Below are 248 nucleotides of genomic sequence, written 5' to 3'. Positions count from 1 at the left end.
GCTGGTCCAGACCGCGTCACGCGGACAGAAATAAGCGATATAAAGATATCTTTATATTTGCTTCGGAGCATTTGAGGAGCTAGGGGCGGGCGCAATTCCACGATTTTGGAGACGCCCGCCATGGCCAGCGCCGCTGTGCTTGAAAAGAACGACTACGTCGTAGCCGACATCAACCTGGCCGATTTCGGCCGTGCAGAAATCAACATCGCCGAAACCGAAATGCCGGGCCTGATGGCGCTGCGGTCGGA

The 248-nt window shown here is 56.0% G+C and carries 1 protein-coding gene; it reads left to right on the top strand.

Going from position 1 to position 248, the window contains the following annotated elements; translation table 11 throughout:
• Window positions 1-120: 120 nt before the first annotated feature.
• Window positions 121-248 (top strand): adenosylhomocysteinase (locus QCD68_RS17260; protein ID WP_301223899.1); only part of this gene is annotated, 128 nt, incomplete at its 3' end.

It is taken from the genome of Curtobacterium sp. PsM8 (assembly GCF_030433875.1).
Classification (GTDB): domain Bacteria; phylum Actinomycetota; class Actinomycetes; order Actinomycetales; family Microbacteriaceae; genus Curtobacterium.
Note: the sequence above shows the minus strand (reverse complement) of the source record. Positions and strands in the feature narration are given on the sequence as shown.